The sequence below is a fragment of the Pantoea sp. ANP04 genome (assembly GCF_041982285.1).
GTDB lineage: Bacteria > Pseudomonadota > Gammaproteobacteria > Enterobacterales > Enterobacteriaceae > Pantoea > Pantoea eucalypti.
This window is the reverse complement of record NZ_JAUTYS010000009.1, coordinates 1-15753: the sequence shown is the minus strand read 5'-3', so window position 1 is coordinate 15753 and position 15753 is coordinate 1. Positions and strand designations below refer to the sequence as shown.

Below are 15753 nucleotides of genomic sequence, written 5' to 3'. Positions count from 1 at the left end.
CCTCAGGCGCCGAGGTTGGCGGGCAGCGGCGCTTTGAGCCACTCTTCTGACAGTTTATTCAGAGTGCCATCTTTGATGCCCTGCTCAATCAGCGCATTGACTTTCGCTTTCAGCGCAGGCTCATCTTTCTTCAGGCCGATAAAGCAGGGTGAATCTTTCAGCATAAACTGCGCGACAGGCGCTTTAGCCGGATTCTGGCGTGCAATCGCGGCGACCACCAGGTTACCGGTGGCGACATATTGCACCTGACCGGAGAGATAGGCAGACAACGTGGTATTGTTATCTTCATAGCGTTTTATCTGCGCATCTTTCGGCGCAACGTCGCTGAGCACCATGTCTTCTACCGCACCGCGCGTGACGCCAATCGACTTGCCGCTCAGCGCCGACGCCGCTTTGATCTCATCACCTTTCGGACCAAATACGCCCAGGAAGAACGGCGCATAGGCACGTGTAAAGTCGATCACTTTCTCACGCTCGGCATTTTTACCCATGCTGGAGATAACCAGATCGACCTTGTCAGTTTGCAGATAAGGCACGCGGTTGGCACTGCTGACCGGCACCAGCTGCAACTTAAGTTTCATCTGCTTTGCCAGATATTTCGCCGTGTCGATGTCATACCCCTGCGGCTGCAGGTCAGTGCCGACCGAGCCAAAGGGTGGGAAATCCTGCGGCACAGCGACGCGGATGACACCGCGCTTCTGGATGTCCTGCAGTTGATCGGCCAGCGCACTTCCCGCCTGAGCCATCAGTAATGCTGCAGCTGCTACCGCCATTAAAACTTTTTTCATTATGCACCCCGGTGAGATTAACGTGAAACAAAAGATTCTTTGACATGCAATCTGCAACTAATGTGCCAATCCGGGCGGCAACAAAAAAAGGGTTAAGCGGCAGAGAGTTCAGCAGAATGCGGGCGTAATCGGAGCGATTACGCCGGGAAAGATGTGTTCTGAAATGGGGCAAAGCACCAAAACGGTGCCTGTTAACGGTGCTCCAGTTCGTCAAACTGCTGATACAGGTCAGCGATCTGATGAATCCGCTGACGTCCCTGAGCCAGCATTTCATGCAGCAGGGCATTAGCAATCAGGTTAACCAGACTCATGGCCGCGCTGTAACTGTCAAAAGCGGAGACGCTATCCAGCGGCGTACAAAGCTGCCACCGCGCCAGGGTAATCACCGTCTGCGCCTGCGGCTCACACAGCGCCAGCAGCGGGATACCGGCTGCCTGCAACTGCTGCATCAGCGGGCGAATAATGCGTGGACGACGACGAAAGGCCATCACGATGACCATGTCGTCCGGTGTGATATCCACCAGCTCCTCAGCCAGCGTCTGGCCCGGCTGCGGCAGAATATGCACCTGAGAACGCGCCTGTACCAGTTGCTGGCGCAGGTGCAGCGCCACCGGGTAGGCATTGCGCATACCGATGATAAAGACGCGTTTTGCCTGCGACAGCTGCTGAATAACCTCGTTAAAGTGCTGTGCATCCAGGCTGTTAACCCACTGCGTCAGATTCGCCATTTCCTGCTTATAGTGGCGTGCCAGCAAGGTATTACCCTGCACGGCATCACGATTATCTGTCAGCGGCATGCCGCTCTGACGCAGGATGCGTAACTCATCACGCATATCTTTGTATTTCTCGTAGCCCAGACGCTTAAACAGCCTGCTGACCGTGGCTTTCGACACACCACTGAGCCGCGCCAGCTCGGCGCTGTTGTAGCTGATCAGGTCATCGAAATGGTCAAACACGAAGTCAGCAATGCGCTGTTCCTGTGGCGAGAGCTGGGGATAGTGACTTCTGAGTCGTTCATCAAGCTGTTGCATAAGGCGTCCTGTAACTTTTGTTTCAGCACTTTTGTTTAGCAAAACCTAGCACAATTTACGCCAGGTTAACCGGCGCATTGTCATCGCAGGGTGAAAACTGGAACAGCTCTTGCTTTGTTATGGGTTCTGTCACCCGAAGAATGAGAAAACGATGATTCAAAGCAATATGGCCCCGCAGGGGATGGCGGTGACGCCGCACCATCTGGCGAGTGAAAGCGCACTCGCGGTACTGCGTGATGGCGGTAATGCCATTGAAGCGATGGTGGCCGCCGCCGCAACTATCGCGGTGGTCTATCCACACATGAATGGACTGGGCGGCGACGGTTTCTGGCTGATTCTGCCGCCCGGTGGTGATCCTGTCGCTATCGACGCCAGCGGCGCAGCAGGTTCACTGGCTCACCGCGATTTTTACGCCGATCACCCGAAAATTCCACATCGCGGACCGAAAGCGGCGCTGACCGTAGCCGGTACAGTCAGTGGCTGGCAGGAGGCACTGATGCTCTCTAAGGAGATGGGCACCCCGCCGCTGCCGCTGGCTCGTCTGCTGCGTGATGCCATTCGCTACGCCGCCGACGGCATTCCGGTGACCGCTTCACAGAGCGCCGCCACCGCGACGTTTCGCAGTGAGTTGCAGCATCAGCCCGGCTTCAGCGCCACGTTTATGCCTGACGGCGAGGTGCCGCAGCCCGGCAGCCGTTTTACCCAGCCCGCACTGGCGAACACCCTGAGTCAGCTCACCGAAGAGGGACTCGACAGTTTTTATCGCGGCCCGCTGGCTCATCATCTGGCCGACGAGATGGCGACACTGGGCATGCCGGTGACGCTGAACGATCTGCAGCAGCATCGCGCCCGCCGCACAACGCCACTGCACCTCGCACACAGTGAAGGCGACATCTGGAATATCGCCCCGCCGACGCAGGGCATGGTGTCGCTGGCAATCCTCGGCATCACCGACCGGCTGGCGATGGCGGAGGCTGATGACGCGCAGACGGTGCACCGCATCGTTGAAGCCACCAAGAAAGCCTTTGCGCTGCGGGACAAACACATCACCGATCCGCGTCACGTCACCGAAGATCTGCAGGCGCTGCTGGATAGCGATCACCTTGCCACACTCGCCAGCCAGATCACCGATGGTGAGGCGGCAGCCTGGGGAAGCGGACGCGGCCCGGGCGATACCGTCTGGATGGGCGTGATGGACAGCAGCGGCCTGGCGGTCTCCTTTATTCAAAGCATCTATCACGAGTTTGGCAGTGGTGTGGTGCTGCCCGGCACCGGTATTACCTGGCAGAACCGTGGCGCGGCGTTTAGCCTGGATCCTGACCACTTACTCGCCCTTGCGCCCGGCAAGCAGCCGTTTCATACCCTGAATCCCGCCGCTGCACGCCTGAAAGATGGCCGGACAATGGTGTATGGCGCCATGGGCGGAGATGGTCAGCCGCAGACCCAGGCGGCGATTTTTACCCGCCATGTCATTCAGGGCCTGCCGTTACAGCAGGCGGTCAGTGCGCCGCGCTGGCTGCTGGGCCGGACCTGGGGGCAATCATCAGACTCATTAAAACTGGAAGGCCGCTTTGACGACGAAACGGTATTGATGCTGCGTCTGTGGGGACATGAGGTGGAGCTGCTGCCGGACTTCAGTGAATCCGTTGGCCATGCGGGCGCCATCGTGCGTCACAGCAACGGCATGTTTGAGGGCGCAAGCGATCCGCGCAGTAACGGCAGCGCTGCCGGTTTTTAACAGGAGCGAATCATGAATCAACACGACTGGGCCAGCTACATCGGCCATATGGAGCAGATACTGCAACTGGAACTGGATGACGCCCGCCGCGCTGAACTGCTGATCCAGCTGTCGCGTATCGCGGAGATGGCGGCACCGCTGATGGCGTTTCCGCTGGACGATCGGCTGGAAGTGGCAGGAGTATACCAGGCATGAGATTAGGTGATGTTTCGATTCAGAGCCTGCAACGGGCGATCCAGCAGGGTGAGATCAGCGCGGTGGAGGTAGCGAAGAGCACGCTGCAGGCCGTTGAGCACCATAATCCGGCGCTGAATGCCTGGACGGAAGTGACCGGGCCGCGCATGTTAAAAGAGGCCAGCGCGATTGATGCGCAGCGGCAGCGCGGCGAAACCCTGCCACCGCTGGCGGGCATCCCGTATGCGGTGAAAAACCTGTTTGATGTGGCGGGTCACAGCACACTGGCCGGTGCCAGCCTGTTCCGCGATCGCCCTGCGGCCCAGGCAGATGCGTTTGCCGTGGAGAAACTGCGTCACGCAGGCGCACTGCTGTCGGGCATGCTGAACATGGATGCTTATGCCTATGGTTTTACCACCGAAAACAGCCACTATGGTGCGACGCACAATCCGCGCGATCTGAGCCGCGTGGCGGGCGGCTCTTCAGGCGGTTCAGCCGCCGCCGTGGCCGCCGGGCTGGTCCACTTTTCACTGGGCACCGACACCAACGGCTCGATTCGGGTGCCCGCGTCGCTGTGCGGTATTTTTGGTCTTAAGCCAACTTTTGGTCGTCTGTCACGCAGCGGCAGCCATCCGTTTGTCGCCAGCCTTGATCACATCGGCCCACTGGCGCGCCGGGTTGAGGACCTGGCACTGGTGTATGACCTGTTGCAGGGTGCAGACCACGCTGACGCGTTTCAGGCTGACCGTCCACTGGCCGAGACGCTGCCAGGGCTGTCACAGGGCAGCGAAGGATTGCGCTGTGGCGTACTGGGTGGTTTTTTTGCCCGCTGGTGCGATGAGGATGCCCGCGCGGCCGTCGCGGCAGTTGCAGCCGCGCTTGAGGCTCAGGAAGAGGTGCTGATGCCGGAGGCGGAGCTGGCCCGCTCGGCGGCGTTTATCATGACCGCCGCCGAGGGCGGCAATCACTATTTGCCTGCCCTGCGCCAGATGCCGGAGCAGTTTGAACCGAACTCACGTGAGCGTCTGCTGGCCGGTGCCATGATGCCTGGTGCCTGGTATGTGCAGGCACAGCGTTTCCGTCGCCATTTTCAGCAGCAGGTGTTACCGCTGTTTGATCGGTTCGATGTGCTGATCGCCCCAGCGACGCCCTGCAGCGCGATTACTATCGGTCAGCAAACCCTGACGATTCAGGGTGAGTCGCTGCCCGCCAAGGCGAGCATGGGAATGCTAACGCAGCCGATCTCCTTCCTGGGATTGCCGGTCTGTACCGTGCCGCTGGCGACCCAAAGTGGCCTGCCGATTGGATTACAGCTTATCGCCCGTCCGTTTAATGAAGAGGCAGTACTACGCGCCGCCTGGGCACTGGAACAACAGGGCATTACGATGCCGCAAATGAATATGGCAGGAGCGTGATGAACAGAGAGATTAATTTACCGCAGGTGCTCACCGAGGTAACGGCGCAGTTTTATCGCTACGAGCAGGCGCTGGTCAGCAATGACGTGGAAGAACTGGATGCGCTCTTCTGGCATGACCCGCGAACCGTGCGTCTTGGGGCGGGTGAGAATCTGTATGGCATTGATGAAATTCGGGCCTTCCGTGCCGCGCGTCCTTCAGCCGGTCTGAACCGGACGCTACGGAACACCGTGATTACGACTTTTGGCGAGGATTATGCGGTCTGCAGCACCGAATTTACCCGCCCTGGTAGCGATAAGATTGGTCGTCAGCAGCAGACCTGGGTACGAATGCCCCACGGCTGGTGCATCGTGGCGGCGCAGGTCAGTCTGATGAGCTGACGGCATCCGGCGCTGCTCCCGTTCAGAACGGGGCAAGCGCCGGAACTGGCTTAAGGTGCCGGGTGAGTTGCGATCCAGTGGTCAGCAATCTGCTGGCGGGTACAGATCCAGACGTCGTCGTGCTGCTGGATGTGATCGAGGAAGTTCTGCAACGCGCGGAATTTGCCAGGGCGACCCAGCAGGCGGCAATGCATGCCGACCGACATCATCTTCGGCGCCGTCTCTCCCTCTTCATACAGCACATCGAAGGTGTCGCGCAGATAGGTGAAGAACTGTTCGGCGGTGTTAAACCCCTGCGGCGAGGCAAAGCGCATATCGTTGCACTCAAGGGTGTAAGGAATAACCAGGTGCGGTTTTACCGTGCCATCCTGGCAGGTAACCTGCGTCCAGAACGGCAGATCATCGCCGTAGTAGTCACTGTCGTAGCTGAACCCACCCTGCTCCACCACCAGCCGACGGGTGTTCGGGCTGTCGCGCCCGGTGTACCAGCCTGTTGGCGCTTTCCCAAACAGATCCACCAGCACATCCACTGCCTGCTGCATATGCTGACGTTCAGTTTTTGCATCCATGCCCTGATAGTGGATCCAGCGCCAGCCGTGGCTGACCACATCGTAGTCCGCCTGTTTAATCGCCTCGACAATTTCCGGATGACGCGCCAGCGCCATCGCCACACCAAACACGGTTAGCGGCAGACCACGTTTCTGAAATTCATTGTGGATGCGCCAGAAGCCGGCGCGGGAGCCGTACTCATACAGCGACTCCATCGACATGTGACGATCGGTATAGCTGGCTGCACCGATGATGTCGGAGAGGAACTGCTCTGAGCCCGCATCGCCATGCAGCACACTGTTTTCTGCACCCTCTTCGTAATTCAGGACAAACTGCACTGCCACACGGGCGTTATTGGGCCAGGCGGCGTGCGGCGGATTGGCGCCATAACCGATTAAATCGCGCGGATAGTTTTTGTTAAAGCTGTACTCTTTCTTCTCTGCAGCGTCAGTCATTACTCCACCTGTTTTGATTCGGGAAAGTTCCGTTAGTTTAGATGTTGAAACGCACCTGAGAGAGGTTTCTGCAAAGGCCAGGCCAGATCGCCATGTTTGCTGGTGCCAAAACCAAGCGCCACCAGCGACTCGACCATTTTCACCGCTGCGCTGACGCCATCAATCACCGGCAGGCCCAGCTCCTGGGTCAGCGAAGCCGCCAGCGTCGCCATTCCGCCACAACCCAGCACAATCGCCCCGCTGCCATCTTCCCGTTTCGCCTGAATACAGCGCTGCCGCACTTTTTCCTGCGCCAGACCGCTGCCATCCTCCAGCGCCAGTACCGGCAGATCGATGGCATGCAGCGCGGCACAGTGATGGGTAAAGCCATACTGCTGCAACAGATGACGCGCAATCACCAGCGTGCGCGGCAGCGTGGTGACAATGGAGAAGCGTGTCGCCAGCAGCGTGGCGGTATGCATCGCCGCCTCCGCAATGCCGATTACCGGCCCGCTGGCCAGCTCGCGTGCGGCCAGTAAACCCGGATCGCCGAAGCAGGCAATGACATGTCCGCTGACACCCTGCTCCCTGCCCAGCTTGATCTGCTCCAGCACGCCGATGGCGGCGATCGCCTCATCGAAGTGCCCTTCAATGGAGGGCACACCCTGCGACGGCGAAACCGCCAGAATTTCGGTGCCCGGCGCGGCGACCGCACGCGCGGCCTGAGCGATAGTTTCGGTCATCGCCAGACTGGTGTTGGGATTAATGACCTGAATCAGACTCATGAAGCGACTCCAGAGACTGAGGCAAACAGTCGGGAGAAATCGGGCAGGGTTTCTCCGCTGCGCTCAAAGTGCAGGCTGGAAACGATGTGCTCAAAGTGATGCTGAAGCGCGAGAGTCAGCGGTTCCAGCGCACGAGCGCGCAGTAACGCCAGAAGATTTGCGTGATCGTCACAGCGACAGCCGCGCTGCCAGGGCGCGCCCCAGGCGGCAATTACCAGTGAGGAGCGCTGAGTCAGGCTGGTCACCATGCCGGTGAGCACCTGATTACCGGAGATCGCCTGTAGCTGAATATGAAACGCGGCGGAAAGCCGGATGGCTGCCGGACCATCATGATCGGCGTGCGCCTGGTTTTCCTGTGCAATGAGCTGCTCCAGTGCCGCCAGATGCGGAGGCTGCAGATGCGCCAGTACCGCAGGCAGATTGGCGCACTCCATTAAACTGCGGGTTGAGAAGATGTCACGTGCCTCTTCAACGCCGGGTGTCGCCACCTGCGCACCACGTTTGGGCGTCAGGGTGACCATCTGCACCGCCGCGAGGCGCTGCAGCACTTTGCGGATGCCGGTGCGACTCACCCCAAAGACCGCGGAAAGTGCCTCTTCCGGCAATTTACTGCCCGGCGGCAGCTGGTGCTCAACAATAGCGTTCATCAACGCCTGGTAAATCCCTTCATCTTTGTCCTGCAGATGAGTGGCGTCTCGCTGGCCTGTTTTACTCGTCATTACCTGCTCCGGTCGCTCGCTGTGTGCCACTATCGTATACGTGAAAAATAAATATTGTATACAACAAAACAGATCTGGCCTGAATCCTGCAATACCGTCTTACCAGATTATTCATTCCACTTTCAGGTACAGGAGCAGGTTTCATGCCAAAACAATCAACGGTGGCCAGCGCGGCCTCTGAAGCCAGTGCACGTTACAGCCCACGGCTTTGTAACGAAGACCTGGCACCGACTCGCAATCAGAACTGGTCGTGGTACAACATCTTCTCTTTCTGGATGTCCGATGTGCACAGCATGGGCGGCTATGTGGTAGCCGCCAGTTTCTTCACGCTGGGATTAGCCAGCTGGCAGGTGCTGCTCTGCCTGCTGGCCGGGATTTGCATCGTGCAAATCTGTGCCAACCTGGTGGCGAAACCGAGCCAGATGGCGGGTGTCCCTTATGCGGTGATCTGCCGTCAGGCGTTTGGCGTGTTTGGCGCCAATATTCCGGCGGTGATTCGCGGGCTGATCGCGTTCGCCTGGTATGGCATTCAGACCTATCTGGCGGCGAATGCCCTGATGCTGGTGCTGCTGAAGTTTGCGCCGTCGCTGACATCAATGACCGTGCCACACTGGCTGGGCCTGTCGCTGCTGGGCTGGTGCTGTTTCGGCATTATGTGGTTACTGCAGGCGATGGTGTTCTGGCACGGCATGAACGCCATTAAGCGGTTTATTGATGTCGCTGGACCGGCGGTCTATGTGGTGATGGTGGCACTGGCGGGCTGGATTGTATACAAGACCGGCTTCGATGGCATCTCCTTTACCCTCGCCAGCAAATCGCTGACCGCAGGCGAACAGACCTGGCAGATGATTACGGCCACGGCGCTGGTGGTCTCTTACTTCTCCGGGCCGCTGTTAAACTTCGGTGATTTTTCACGCTACGGCAAGAATATGTCCGAGATTCGTCGCGGCAACCGCTGGGGCCTGCCGTTTAACTTCCTGCTGTTCTCTGTGGTGACGGTGGTGATTGTCTCGGGCACCCAGTCGCTGTTTGGCAAAATGATTACCGATCCTATCGAAACCGTGAGCATGGTCGGCAACGATCTGGCGGTCGCGATTGGTCTGCTGACCATGATTACCGCCACCATCGGCATCAACATCGTGGCGAACTTCGTTTCACCCGCGTTTGACTTCTCGAACTGTTCCCCACAGAAAATCAGCTTCCGCACCGGTGGGATGATCGCCGCCGTTGGTTCAGTGCTGTTAACGCCGTGGAACCTGTTCCAGTCGCCTGAGCTGATTCACTACACCCTGGATGTGCTGGGATCCTTTATCGGGCCGCTGTTCGGGATTCTGTTAACCGATTTCTATCTGATTAAGCGTGGCCGTATCTCAGTCGACGATCTGTTTAATGACACGCCATCTGGTCGTTACTGGTATCGCGGTGGCTTTAACCCCAAAGCGATTGGCGCGCTGCTGCCGTCGGTAGCGATTTGCCTGGTGATTAGTTTTATCCCTTCCCTGCATCAGGTGGCGAACTTCAGCTGGTTCATTGGTGCTGGTCTGGCGGCGGGCTGCTATCGCTTTATCGCCCGTGAAGATCGTGAAGCTGAAGATGTGACCCGCGCGCATGGCGAGGTAGTGGCGCAGAAGAACCAGGCCGTCGCTGAATAGCAGACAGCAAAAAGCCGATTCATTTCTGAATCGGCTTTTTAAAAGAGATTGGCGGAACGGACGGGGCTCGAACCCGCGACCCCCTGCGTGACAGGCAGGTATTCTAACCAACTGAACTACCGCTCCGCGCTTTGTTCCCCGTCGAGAACGAGGCGCATAGTAATGGCAGGTTGTTACGGCGTCAACGCTTTTTCCAGGTGAATAAATCGTTTGCTGTTTTTTTCAGCTTGGCGTTGATTTTATCCACAAAAACAGGCCATTCAGCCACGCCACAGACAGCTGCCACCCTTTTTCATCACCAGATCCAGACGGGACTCATGGGCAACCACTTCCTCTTCGCTGGCCGTGACCACGCGCAGTGCAGAGGCGGGACGGACGATGCGCTGAATGCTCTCTCCCTGAGCCTCACGGGCACTTTCACTTTCCGATAAGAACGAGAGCGACGTCTGACCACCGGTCATGGTCAGGAAGACTTCCGCCAGAATCTCGGCATCGAGCAGTGCGCCGTGCAGAGTACGCTTGGTGTTGTCTATTTCATAACGCGAGCAGAGCGCATCAAGGCTGTTACGCTTGCCGGGAAACATACGACGCGCCAGCGCCAGGCTATCGGTAATTTTGCAGAAGGTTTCGGTTTTCTCAATGCCACGGTTCAGCTTTGAGAACTCGTAGTCCATAAAGCCGATATCAAACGGTGCGTTGTGAATGACTAATTCAGCACCGCGAATGTAGTCGAGAAACTCATCAGCGATTTCGCTGAACGCGGGCTTGTCGGCAAGAAATTCATCTGCAATCCCGTGGACACCAAAGGCTTCAGGATCGACCAGCCGATCGGGCTTGAGATACATATGAAAATTGTTGCCGGTCAGGCGACGGTTAATCACCTCCACCGCACCAATCTCAATGATGCGGTGCCCCTCATAATGTACCCCGATCATGTTCATGCCGGTGGTTTCAGTATCGAGAACGATCTGGCGGTTATTTGCAGTGCTCATAAGACCCGTTTTATGTCAGACTTAGCGTTTTTGAGAGGAAGTCTACCAGAGATGCGCAAACAGGTAGAAATATTCACCGATGGATCCTGCCTCGGAAATCCCGGTCCCGGCGGTTATGGTGCGATTTTACGCTACGGTCAGCATGAAAAGACGTTCAGCGCGGGCTATCACCTTACCACCAATAACCGGATGGAGTTGATGGCGGCGATTGTTTCGCTTGAAGCGCTGACTCAACCCTGCGATGTGGTGCTCAGCACCGACAGTCAGTATGTGCGCCAGGGAATCACCAGCTGGATTCATAACTGGAAAAAGCGTGGCTGGAAAACCGCCGATAAAAAGCCAGTAAAGAATGTCGATCTCTGGCAGCGTCTCGACTTAGCACTCAGCACCCACAAAATTCAGTGGGAGTGGGTTAAAGGGCATGCCGGACATCCGGAAAATGAACGCTGCGACGTGCTGGCCCGCACTGCAGCTGAAAACCCTGCCTTTGAAGATATCGGTTATAAAGCCGAGTCCTGATCCTCTGCCTTGCGGAACTGACGCGTCGCGTTGACCGTCTGGCGGATCTTGCTGGTACTCAGGCTCTTCTTTGCCCGTGTCGGCAGCAGCGGGAAGGTGCGTTTACGTGCCACAACAATATTCAGGCAGCCCAGGGCCGGTAAGTGGGCGCTGATCAGTTTCCCGCCCTGTCGATGCCATGGCAGCACCTGAAACCGGGTGCGATAAACCACTTCATAATTCAGCAGCCCCAGCCAGTCGAGCAACCGCATCTGGCTGAACATCCGTCCGCTCCACGGCGCCTTGCGAGTTAATCCCGGCACCATTTTGCTCACGCCAAGCAGGCTGAAGGGATTAAAACCGCTGATGATCATCCAGCCATCATCGATTAACACCCTGTCCACTTCGCGCAATACCCGATGAGGATCCTGGCTCCAGGCGAGCGTATGGGCCATCAGACAGGCATCCACCGACTTCGACTCAAACGGCAACTGCATCGGGTCGGCCAGCACCTGCAACTGCTCACCTTTACTGCCCACATTGACCTGATGTGAAATAGCACAATTTTCTGTGTTGATTTCTGCGCTGAGATTGCCAAGCTTAAGCATATGAAAGCCATATAGCTTTCCGAGGTAAGGCTGAAGCTGCTGCGTTAACGCGTCGCGGAAATACTCTCCCCACGGCATATCGCGCCATGACAGCGGAGCGTTCAGAATCTGGCGTGATTTAGCGGGCTTCATGCTTTACGCTCTTCCTTTTACTACGACCTGCGAGAGGTGATGATGAATCTTACCAGTATTCCTGCGTTGCAGGACAACTACATCTGGGCACTGACGGATGATCAAGGTAAATGCCTGATTGTCGATCCCGGCGAAGCCCAACCGGTGTTAGAAAAAATGGCGTCCAACGGCTGGGAGCCGGTCGCCATCCTGCTGACTCACCACCATAACGATCATACCGGTGGAGTGAAAACCCTGTGTGAGCATTTCCCGCAACTGGAGGTGTACGGCCCTCAGGAAACCGAGGCCAAAGGAGCCAGAACGATCGTCAGCGAAGGGGATAAAGTCACGGTTCTGGGGCTGACTTTCGACGTGATCCACACTCCTGGTCACACTTTAGGACATATCTCATATTACAGTGCGCCTTATCTTTTCTGCGGCGACACCCTCTTTTCGGGTGGCTGTGGACGCCTTTTTGAGGGCACAGCAGAGCAAATGTATGATTCGTTTCAAAAGCTTAATCAGCTACCAGGAGAAACCTTAGTCTGTTGCGCGCATGAATATACTTTATCCAATTTGAAGTTTGCTGCGGCTATTCTGCCTCATGACCCGCAAATAATGGCCGAATATCAGAAAATTAAGGACTTACGCGCTGAAAATGGCATTAGTCTGCCTGTAAAACTGGCGCACGAACGGTCAATTAATTTATTTCTCCGTTCGCAAGACGTTGATTTACAACGCGCTTTAAACGTTAATGTTTCTGATGAACCGCTATGGCATACATTTGCTGTTCTACGCGAGAAGAAAGACGCTTTTTGATTTTTCGGGTTGTGTTGTGAAAAGTCGTCACGTATAGTTGCTCGTCTTTTAAGCGAACTATTGACACACATATGAAGGCTAAAGCGATATTACTCGCCTCAGTCTTGCTGGTGGGATGTCAGGCGTCCAGGAACGATGCCAATATTCCCGAACAGCATGCACAGAGTCTGTCTTCAGCTGGTCAAGGTGAAAATGGAAAGTACGGAGACGAGTTTTTGTCGCCGCGATGGCAGGAAGATGGAACTGGCCTCGCAGCAGACGCAGATCTCTGGAGTTTCATTAGTGACGAGTTGAAGATGGGGATTCCGGAAAACCCGGCAATCCGCGAACAAAAAAGAAAATTTTTAAAAAATAAGAGCTATCTCCACGATGTAACATTACGGGCAGAGCCGTACATGTACTGGATAGTCGAGCAGATACAGAAACGTAAAATGCCGATGGAACTGGTACTGCTACCCATAGTGGAGAGCGCTTTTGACCCCCGGGCAACGTCATCCGCCAATGCCGCTGGCATCTGGCAGATTGTTGCAGCTACGGGTCGAAACTATGGTTTGAAACAAAACCAGTATTACGATGGGCGACGTGATGTGGTCGCATCCACGAAAGTTGCGCTGGATATGATGCAGCGTCTTAACACTATGTTTGACGGTGACTGGTTATTAACCATCGCCGCCTATAACAGTGGTGAAGGACGTGTGCTTAAAGCGATTAAGCAGAACAAGGCGCGCGGTAAGCCGACTGACTTCTGGCATTTATCGCTGCCACGCGAAACAACCGTGTATGTGCCTAAAATGTTAGCTCTGAGTGAACTGCTCAAAAATAACAAGCGTTACGGTATCAAACTGCCGACACCTAATGAAAGTCGTGCTCTGGCGCGAGTGGAAGTGGGTCAGCAGATACAGCTGACGCAGGCTGCCGAAATGGCAGGTATGTCGCTCACGAAACTGAAGAGCTTCAATACCGGCTACAAAGGCGGTGCAACAGCGCCAAACGGCCCGCACTATATTATGGTGCCGAAGTCGAACGTCGCTAAACTGCGTAACTCACTGGCTTCCGGTGACATCGCAGCAGTACAGCCGACGCAGCTTGCAAAAGCCAGCGCGAGTGGCGGGTATAAAGTGCGACGTGGGGATACGCTTTCTGGTATCGCCGCTAAACTTGGCGTCAGCGTCTCGACACTGAAGCAGGAAAACAACCTGCGCGGTGCTGATATCCGACCGGGTCAGACTCTGACTATCGGTTCGAATGGCACCCGACTGGCTGATAACGGCAACAGCATCACCTACCGTGTTCGCAAGGGTGATTCTCTTGACAGTATTGCCCGTCATCACGGCGTCAATATTAAAGACGTGATGCGCTGGAACAGTGTGCTGGACAATGCGAAAGATATTCAACCCGGCGATAACTTAACGCTGTTTGTGAATAATAACGCAACCCCTGATACCTGATACGTTGAAAAGGCTGACAATTGTCAGCCTTTTTCTTTTATGCATCTGCCGCCGTCTACGCATTCCCCTCCCCTTCCCTTGCCTTCTGCTGGCAGCCTTAATGTCTCTTACTCACGTCCTGAACTGAACTCCACCAGTAGCGGATTATGGTCGGACGCGCGCGTGACCAGTACGGATGCTTCGCTCACTCTGAGATCGCGATAGAAGACGAAATCCAGCGGGCGGCCAAACGCTTTACGACGATGGTCGGCAGTAAACATGACTTCTTCCAGTTTCATCCGCTGTGCAAACCGGTAGAGCGCATTGATGCGCTGACGGCTCCATGCATTAAAATCACCGGCCATAATTACCGGTCCCTGGTGGTGCATAATCTGCTCACCAATAGGTCCCAGCTGTTTACTGTAAACGTCCACACCGAGGCTGAAGTTAACCGCATGGATGTTGACGACCATCAGCATATCACCGGCCGGCAGAGGGTAAGCCGTGACCAGTGCCGATTTTGACAGCCTCAGCAGAGGTTCTCGCTCACGTAACGGACAACAATAGACCGGGTGCGCAGAGGCAAGTGTCATCACTCCAGAGGGGTGCTGAGGCAGCACAAAGGCGGGCACCTGATCGGCAGCCAGATAGTTACTGGTCGCAAACTCCACCAGTTCAGGTGTGGTCTGCGCCTCCTGCAGTAATACAAGATGTGCATCCTTACCAAATCCTTCCAGTACTGACATCCAATCCGCGCGTTGCTGCTTAAAGATGTTCCATACCAGGACCTTGAGGTTTGGATGCGCTGGCAACGGGGCGCCGGGAGGCAGTGCCTGACCGAGATGGAGCATCGCGCCAGGTGGAAAGATCTGTTCCACTGGTTGTCCTGCTACATATCGCATTGCATAAGTTTTTTTGCGCACTTTCCCGCCTGGCTGATGATTCAAAAATACAGTTAACACCTGTCTGTTATAGGGATTCTAGACCGGGGTTTCAATGGATGCAGGTGAATGTCGGAATTCATCACGCATTTCCAGCATAAAGCAGCCCTTTTACGCTCGCTAAGCAAATCGAGGCAGATCGGGAGGCGATGTTGTCTTTATCATCATTGAGCCCTGTCAGTGGGCAGACAATTAATCAGCTCTGTCTTTGGGGTAAGGAGATTACCTCTCTTTCGGACTTATGATCGATTGTGAAGTGGCGGAGGGAGCACCGGTGCAGTCACTACGTCTGCCGGTCGGGATGCGCCATAATACGGTTGACTGCTACGACACTGGGGTGAGCCAGCCTGGGTGCGGGCTTTTATCGTTTTCTTACTGAGTGGACAGCTGAGCAGCGACAGCGTATGTGAACGCTTAAGAGGCTGGCATTGTCGGCGTTTAACCGAACACATTCGTAATGGTGGAATCGACAACGGGATTATTGCTTTATGTTCAGATTATCAGTTGTCGTTAACATGATCCTGCAGATCGATGGGAATCAGTGCGCGAACTTCCCGGGCTGATTTAGCTGCAATGGAAAAAGCCCTGACCGTTAAGTCAGGGCTTTCCAATTAAGTGGCGGAACGGACGGGGCTCGAACCCGCGACCCCCTGCGTGACAGGCAGGTATTCTAACCAACTGAACTACCGCTC

The 15753-nt window shown here is 56.0% G+C and carries 16 protein-coding genes and 1 tRNA gene; 8 read left to right on the top strand and 9 right to left on the bottom strand.

Annotated elements, in window-relative coordinates; genetic code table 11:
* Nucleotides 1-2: 2 nt before the first annotated feature.
* Together Q7C21_RS13145 and hpxU are read right to left on the bottom strand one after the other, a co-directional pair.
* On the bottom strand, nucleotides 3-788 hold the full coding sequence (locus tag Q7C21_RS13145; RefSeq protein ID WP_003852569.1) for a transporter substrate-binding domain-containing protein: 786 nt from the start codon (nucleotides 786-788) through the stop codon (nucleotides 3-5).
* Nucleotides 789-979: 191 nt separating this feature from the next.
* Nucleotides 980-1819: a MurR/RpiR family transcriptional regulator HpxU gene (gene hpxU / locus Q7C21_RS13140; protein ID WP_078804136.1), complete on the bottom strand. Its 840-nt coding sequence runs from the start codon at nucleotides 1817-1819 to the stop codon at nucleotides 980-982.
* Nucleotides 1820-1970: 151 nt separating this feature from the next.
* Between hpxU and Q7C21_RS13135 the strand changes: the two genes are divergently transcribed.
* Genes Q7C21_RS13135 through hpxZ form a run of 4 tightly spaced genes read left to right on the top strand, consistent with a single transcriptional unit; the run spans nucleotide 1971 to nucleotide 5526 of the window.
* Entirely contained in the window at nucleotides 1971-3557 is a 1587-nt protein-coding gene (locus Q7C21_RS13135) for a gamma-glutamyltransferase family protein (RefSeq protein WP_105099463.1), read from the top strand.
* A gap of 12 nt (nucleotides 3558-3569) precedes the next feature.
* Nucleotides 3570-3752: an oxalurate catabolism protein HpxX gene (hpxX, locus tag Q7C21_RS13130; protein ID WP_003852562.1), complete on the top strand. Its 183-nt coding sequence runs from the start codon at nucleotides 3570-3572 to the stop codon at nucleotides 3750-3752.
* On the top strand, nucleotides 3749-5146 hold the full coding sequence (locus Q7C21_RS13125; RefSeq protein ID WP_110411630.1) for an AtzE family amidohydrolase: 1398 nt from the start codon (nucleotides 3749-3751) through the stop codon (nucleotides 5144-5146). Before hpxX ends, Q7C21_RS13125 begins: the two co-directional genes overlap by 4 nt.
* Nucleotides 5146-5526 carry an oxalurate catabolism protein HpxZ gene (gene hpxZ / locus Q7C21_RS13120; RefSeq protein ID WP_003852558.1) on the top strand — a complete coding sequence of 127 codons (381 nt, stop codon included), beginning with the start codon at nucleotides 5146-5148 and terminating at the stop codon, nucleotides 5524-5526. The genes Q7C21_RS13125 and hpxZ overlap by 1 nt, the downstream gene beginning before the upstream one ends.
* A gap of 50 nt (nucleotides 5527-5576) precedes the next feature.
* Here the strand turns inward: hpxZ and puuE are convergent, their stop codons facing one another.
* Genes puuE through Q7C21_RS13105 form a run of 3 tightly spaced genes read right to left on the bottom strand, consistent with a single transcriptional unit; the run spans nucleotide 5577 to nucleotide 8013 of the window.
* Nucleotides 5577-6530, bottom strand: a complete 954-nt coding sequence (gene puuE / locus Q7C21_RS13115; protein WP_039658999.1) for an allantoinase PuuE — start codon at nucleotides 6528-6530, stop codon at nucleotides 5577-5579.
* Between the two features lie 32 nt (nucleotides 6531-6562).
* On the bottom strand, nucleotides 6563-7294 hold the full coding sequence (gene hpxA, locus Q7C21_RS13110; protein ID WP_003852554.1) for an allantoin racemase: 732 nt from the start codon (nucleotides 7292-7294) through the stop codon (nucleotides 6563-6565).
* A complete protein-coding gene (locus Q7C21_RS13105; RefSeq protein WP_003852553.1) occupies nucleotides 7291-8013 on the bottom strand; it encodes a GntR family transcriptional regulator in 723 nt (240 codons plus the stop codon). The genes hpxA and Q7C21_RS13105 overlap by 4 nt, the downstream gene beginning before the upstream one ends.
* A 143-nt stretch (nucleotides 8014-8156) precedes the next feature.
* Between Q7C21_RS13105 and Q7C21_RS13100 the strand changes: the two genes are divergently transcribed.
* Complete coding sequence (locus tag Q7C21_RS13100) at nucleotides 8157-9665, top strand: NCS1 family nucleobase:cation symporter-1 (RefSeq protein WP_003852551.1); 1509 nt, start codon at nucleotides 8157-8159, stop codon at nucleotides 9663-9665.
* 49 nt (nucleotides 9666-9714) lie between these two features.
* On the opposite strand, the gene Q7C21_RS13095 is transcribed toward Q7C21_RS13100, so the two are convergent.
* Nucleotides 9715-9791: transfer RNA gene (locus tag Q7C21_RS13095), tRNA-Asp, on the bottom strand.
* A 134-nt stretch (nucleotides 9792-9925) separates the two neighbouring features.
* Nucleotides 9926-10657: a DNA polymerase III subunit epsilon gene (gene dnaQ, locus Q7C21_RS13090; RefSeq protein ID WP_003852550.1), complete on the bottom strand. Its 732-nt coding sequence runs from the start codon at nucleotides 10655-10657 to the stop codon at nucleotides 9926-9928.
* A gap of 51 nt (nucleotides 10658-10708) precedes the next feature.
* Here dnaQ and rnhA point away from each other — a divergent pair, with 51 nt between their 5' ends.
* Entirely contained in the window at nucleotides 10709-11176 is a 468-nt protein-coding gene (gene rnhA / locus Q7C21_RS13085) for a ribonuclease HI (RefSeq protein WP_003852549.1), read from the top strand.
* On the opposite strand, the gene Q7C21_RS13080 is transcribed toward rnhA, so the two are convergent.
* Nucleotides 11158-11895 (bottom strand): class I SAM-dependent methyltransferase, encoded by a 738-nt coding sequence (locus tag Q7C21_RS13080; RefSeq protein ID WP_003852547.1) that lies wholly within the window; start codon nucleotides 11893-11895, stop codon nucleotides 11158-11160. The genes rnhA and Q7C21_RS13080 overlap by 19 nt on opposite strands.
* 42 nt (nucleotides 11896-11937) lie before the next feature.
* On the opposite strand from Q7C21_RS13080, the gene gloB reads away from it, so the two are divergent.
* Together gloB and mltD are read left to right on the top strand one after the other, a co-directional pair.
* Nucleotides 11938-12693: a hydroxyacylglutathione hydrolase gene (gene gloB / locus Q7C21_RS13075; RefSeq protein ID WP_003852545.1), complete on the top strand. Its 756-nt coding sequence runs from the start codon at nucleotides 11938-11940 to the stop codon at nucleotides 12691-12693.
* Nucleotides 12694-12764: 71 nt separating this feature from the next.
* Nucleotides 12765-14141 (top strand): murein transglycosylase D, encoded by a 1377-nt coding sequence (mltD, locus tag Q7C21_RS13070; RefSeq protein WP_033742950.1) that lies wholly within the window; start codon nucleotides 12765-12767, stop codon nucleotides 14139-14141.
* A gap of 107 nt (nucleotides 14142-14248) precedes the next feature.
* Here mltD and Q7C21_RS13065 read toward each other — a convergent pair whose 3' ends face one another.
* On the bottom strand, nucleotides 14249-15043 hold the full coding sequence (locus Q7C21_RS13065) for an endonuclease/exonuclease/phosphatase family protein (RefSeq protein ID WP_105099467.1): 795 nt from the start codon (nucleotides 15041-15043) through the stop codon (nucleotides 14249-14251).
* Nucleotides 15044-15753: the final 710 nt, after the last annotated feature.

Coding starts and splice junctions, on each gene's coding strand:
- Q7C21_RS13145 (WP_003852569.1), bottom strand. CDS start 788: ATGAAAAAAGTTTTAATGGCGGTAGCAGCTGCAGCATTACTGATGGCT.
- hpxU (WP_078804136.1), bottom strand. CDS start 1,819: ATGCAACAGCTTGATGAACGACTCAGAAGTCACTATCCCCAGCTCTCG.
- Q7C21_RS13135 (WP_105099463.1), top strand. CDS start 1,971: ATGATTCAAAGCAATATGGCCCCGCAGGGGATGGCGGTGACGCCGCAC.
- hpxX (WP_003852562.1), top strand. CDS start 3,570: ATGAATCAACACGACTGGGCCAGCTACATCGGCCATATGGAGCAGATA.
- Q7C21_RS13125 (WP_110411630.1), top strand. CDS start 3,749: ATGAGATTAGGTGATGTTTCGATTCAGAGCCTGCAACGGGCGATCCAG.
- hpxZ (WP_003852558.1), top strand. CDS start 5,146: ATGAACAGAGAGATTAATTTACCGCAGGTGCTCACCGAGGTAACGGCG.
- puuE (WP_039658999.1), bottom strand. CDS start 6,530: ATGACTGACGCTGCAGAGAAGAAAGAGTACAGCTTTAACAAAAACTAT.
- hpxA (WP_003852554.1), bottom strand. CDS start 7,294: ATGAGTCTGATTCAGGTCATTAATCCCAACACCAGTCTGGCGATGACC.
- Q7C21_RS13105 (WP_003852553.1), bottom strand. CDS start 8,013: ATGACGAGTAAAACAGGCCAGCGAGACGCCACTCATCTGCAGGACAAA.
- Q7C21_RS13100 (WP_003852551.1), top strand. CDS start 8,157: ATGCCAAAACAATCAACGGTGGCCAGCGCGGCCTCTGAAGCCAGTGCA.
- dnaQ (WP_003852550.1), bottom strand. CDS start 10,657: ATGAGCACTGCAAATAACCGCCAGATCGTTCTCGATACTGAAACCACC.
- rnhA (WP_003852549.1), top strand. CDS start 10,709: ATGCGCAAACAGGTAGAAATATTCACCGATGGATCCTGCCTCGGAAAT.
- Q7C21_RS13080 (WP_003852547.1), bottom strand. CDS start 11,895: ATGAAGCCCGCTAAATCACGCCAGATTCTGAACGCTCCGCTGTCATGG.
- gloB (WP_003852545.1), top strand. CDS start 11,938: ATGAATCTTACCAGTATTCCTGCGTTGCAGGACAACTACATCTGGGCA.
- mltD (WP_033742950.1), top strand. CDS start 12,765: ATGAAGGCTAAAGCGATATTACTCGCCTCAGTCTTGCTGGTGGGATGT.